The organism is Endozoicomonas sp. ONNA1, assembly GCF_024606325.1.
GTDB lineage: Bacteria > Pseudomonadota > Gammaproteobacteria > Pseudomonadales > Endozoicomonadaceae > Endozoicomonas_A.
Window position 1 is genome coordinate 1 of the sequence record NZ_JAHHPN010000207.1, and the last position, 3256, is coordinate 3256.

Annotated in this window: 5 protein-coding genes; 3 read left to right on the forward strand and 2 right to left on the reverse strand. The window is 46.7% G+C overall.

From position 1 onward, the window contains the following. The 3 genes from KDK19_RS04895 to KDK19_RS04905 form a co-directional block, all read left to right on the forward strand. On the forward strand, positions 1-579 hold a 579-nt coding region (locus KDK19_RS04895; RefSeq protein ID WP_257291463.1), incomplete at its 5' end, for a hypothetical protein. Continuing rightward, positions 576-1277, forward strand: a complete 702-nt coding sequence (locus KDK19_RS04900; protein WP_257279624.1) for a hypothetical protein — start codon at positions 576-578, stop codon at positions 1275-1277. The genes KDK19_RS04895 and KDK19_RS04900, both read left to right, overlap by 4 nt. Continuing rightward, positions 1277-1972 carry a hypothetical protein gene (locus tag KDK19_RS04905; RefSeq protein WP_257279625.1) on the forward strand — a complete coding sequence of 232 codons (696 nt, stop codon included), beginning with the start codon at positions 1277-1279 and terminating at the stop codon, positions 1970-1972. Before KDK19_RS04900 ends, KDK19_RS04905 begins: the two co-directional genes overlap by 1 nt. 87 nt (positions 1973-2059) lie before the next feature. Here KDK19_RS04905 and KDK19_RS04910 read toward each other — a convergent pair whose 3' ends face one another. Further along, a complete protein-coding gene (locus KDK19_RS04910; protein WP_257279626.1) occupies positions 2060-2632 on the reverse strand; it encodes a PIN domain-containing protein in 573 nt (190 codons plus the stop codon). Then, the gene (locus KDK19_RS04915; protein WP_257279627.1) at positions 2632-3090 is read right to left on the reverse strand and encodes a helix-turn-helix domain-containing protein; all 459 of its coding nucleotides are present in this window, start codon (positions 3088-3090) and stop codon (positions 2632-2634) included. The genes KDK19_RS04910 and KDK19_RS04915 overlap by 1 nt, the downstream gene beginning before the upstream one ends. Between the last annotated feature and the right edge of the window lie 166 nt (positions 3091-3256).

Below are 3256 nucleotides of genomic sequence, written 5' to 3' on the forward strand. Positions count from 1 at the left end.
CTAAGCCTTGGAGAAAACCAGTCGATCATCCCTATCCCCGTGGGTTCATGGCAGGACTGGAGTGAGGAACAGGAAAATAGTGCAGAGTCCTCTTCTCTTGATGCTGCTGATTCTTATGGGGTTCGCACACTGGCTCAGATGACCGGTATCAGTAAATCTCAGGTTAATCTGGCATTAAATCGCTGTTATAGCGTGGGACTGGCAAAAAAAGACCGTCGATCTGGTGTTCCTTCGGTGAACCGAAAGTCCCTGTTTGAGTTTATTGTCTATGGTTTGAAATTTGTTTTCCCAGCCTCACCGGGGCCAGTAACAAGAGGAGTCACTACTTCACTGGTTGCTCCTGTTTTTAATAATGAACTCATGAGTGCCGGAGAGCTGCTTCCTGTCTGGCCCGATGCTCGAGGGCTCAGCAAGGGCCAGGGGATTGAGCCGCTGTTTAAATCCGCTACCTACGCTATTCGGAAAGATCCCGCTTTTTATGTATTACTGGCTCTGGTGGATGCTATCCGTATGGGTCAACCCAGAGAACGCAACCTGGCCATCCGCAGGCTGGAAAACTATTTGGGGCTGACAAAATGAGTCAAGCCGATCAACACCAACAGATGCTTATTCGAGTCGCCACCGCACTGGGGGCTGAGCTCTTGCAGCAAATGGCTTTTGTGGGAGGTTGCACCACCGGCTTATTGCTTACCGATGCTTTCAGTCTTGAGCAAGTGCGTCATACCGATGACGTGGACCTGATTGTCCATGTCATGGGGCACACTTCTTTTTCTGACCTACAAGCTGTATTGCAACAAAAAGGTTTTAGTCATAGCACCGAAGAAGATGACCCATTGTGCGCTATGCGCCTGGGCGACATGAGAGTTGATTTTATGCCCGACGATGCAAGCATTCTCGGATTTTCAAATCGCTGGTATCCGGATGCCCTGTCTACGTCGGAACAACACGTCCTGAGTGATAACATCATTATTCGATTGGTCAAGCCGGTTTATTTTATTGCCACCAAACTGGAAGCCTACCAAGGGCGTGGGTATGGTGATCCACTTGCCAGTCGCGATATAGAAGACCTGTTGAACCTGTTTGATGGTCGCCCCGAACTCATCAATGAAATCAGTTCAGCCAGAGACGAACTGCGTCAGTATATTTCTGAAGAAATCAGCCAGTTAATGCAACATCCGGATTTTGAATACGCCGTGCAAAGTTGCGCTTTGGGCGACAGTGAACGGGAAGCGCTCATTTTCGAACGATTGGATCTTGTCGCTGAAGGTATTTTTTGATGCATTACCACTGGATCAGTCAACAGGGTAATGAACGACGCATTAATAATGATGCCGCTCTCTTCATTGAGCGTGAGGAATATTGTTTTGCAATGCTTGTTGATGGCGCTCAAAAAGGACAACCGGGTAATGCATTTACCCAGTTCATCCTGAATCACATGGTCGCAGGAATAGTTGAAATTGATTCACCCTCAATGCCACAGAGCCAGACTGTCATTACTCTGCTCAGAGCCCTGCAAAAAGAGTTGCGCAAAAAATATCTGTTGAATATTGCCAGCTATCTTATTCTCCTTGTTCCAAAGGGTACAGCAGAGCTAAAGGCTCAGGTTATCCACTGCGGTGACTGTCGTCTAGGTACCCGGCATAATGATGGAAACATTATCTGGCAAACCAGTGTGCATACTGCTGCCAACCCTGAAGGTCTCTGGTTTTCAGAAAGTAACTGTTCAAAACCTGAACGACATATCCTGACTCGTAGTCTGAATGCACGACGCTTTCTCACGCCTGATGTCCGGCAACTCTCTTGCAGTGATGGCACTCACTGGCTGCTCTGTACCGATGGCTATTGGGCAGAACACCTGTTGGCAAAGAAGAACTGGCTTGAGCTCAAAGATGATGCAAGCTGTCTTGAAATTTCAAAGCAGATAAACTTTTCTACGCAGAACAGTGATTGTCAAAACCTCTGGGTTATGTGAAAGCTATAAACCCATCTGGCTCCAATGTACTGATCACTCCCACAGTGCTGGCTCCATCAGTAATCTTGTGAGTTTACTGTTTTCCTCTTACAAAACGAGCTTCATTGACTCTAGCCAAGTGACCGTTTCCGGCAACCTTTGCTTTCTTTGCCTGCTCAGATATTCATCAACCGTCAATGATGGTTTTTTTAAGGCAACTCTCGCCGAGCGGATCACGCCAATGACTTCTGCCGGATGCAGATCAATCAAATCATGAATAAAGCTGTCAGGATGAATAGCCTGAAGTTCATATGGGGTAAGGGCTTCATCAGGAAAGTCTTTCAGGTTATAAGTCACTATGACATCGGCGTTAGCGACAATTGTCGCTGCAACAACATGCCGGTCATCCTGATCTGGTAGTTGAACTGAATCAATCAAGTGCTCAAAGCCTTCAACCACTGCATCCCGGACATGAGCGTTCATCAGCTGTCGGGTTTTATTGAGGTAGTTCTCATCAATGTCTGGACGATTGGCTTTCAGATTGCGAGTCCACTCATCATGAATTTTGTCTGTCCACTTGGCGCGAAAAGTGTCTGTTATCGCCAACCTTAACAACACGTCTCTTAACACCGAAGGATAAAGAACACAGGCATCAAAAACAGCAGTAAATTGAGAAGCCATTAATACTCCGGATCGTTCATCTGGGAGAGGGATGACAACTCATCCAAAGCTGAGAGTCGTTTAGCATCTATAGCTGCTTTATAATCCATTAAATCCTGATACCGGACTCTGCGATGCCGACCAACCTTGTGGTGAGGGATTTCCCCCTCATCCAGCATTCTGACCAGATAAGGCCGGGAAACATTGAGAATATCTGCGGCTTCCTGAGTGGTCAGTTCCGCATGGATCGGGATGATTTTTACCGCATTGCCCTGTCCAAGTTGCGCCAGAATATCAACCAGCAGGCTCAACGCTCTGGTTGGAATCGACAACGCATGCTTTTCCCCATCCTTAGAGCTGATATCAATTTGCTGAGATTTAGCACCCGTCTCAAGAAAGGCTGAAATTTCCCGGCTGCACTCTTGTGCAATCGCAATCTCTTCAGCAGTAGGCAGAGTCAGTTTGTCTTTTGTAGTCATAGGTATTCCCTGATCGAATATTTACTAAGTTTTTTCCTTAACTGCAGTTTAATCGAAATAAACGAAATAGCAATAAACGAAATATTCGAACAACCCGAACATTCTGAGAGACATCATGGAAATCCCCCGCACCATCAACGACCCCATCCAGTTCCTGTTCTGGTCT

Coding starts and splice junctions, on each gene's coding strand:
- KDK19_RS04910 (WP_257279626.1), bottom strand. CDS start 2,632: ATGGCTTCTCAATTTACTGCTGTTTTTGATGCCTGTGTTCTTTATCCT.
- KDK19_RS04905 (WP_257279625.1), top strand. CDS start 1,277: ATGCATTACCACTGGATCAGTCAACAGGGTAATGAACGACGCATTAAT.
- KDK19_RS04900 (WP_257279624.1), top strand. CDS start 576: ATGAGTCAAGCCGATCAACACCAACAGATGCTTATTCGAGTCGCCACC.
- KDK19_RS04915 (WP_257279627.1), bottom strand. CDS start 3,090: ATGACTACAAAAGACAAACTGACTCTGCCTACTGCTGAAGAGATTGCG.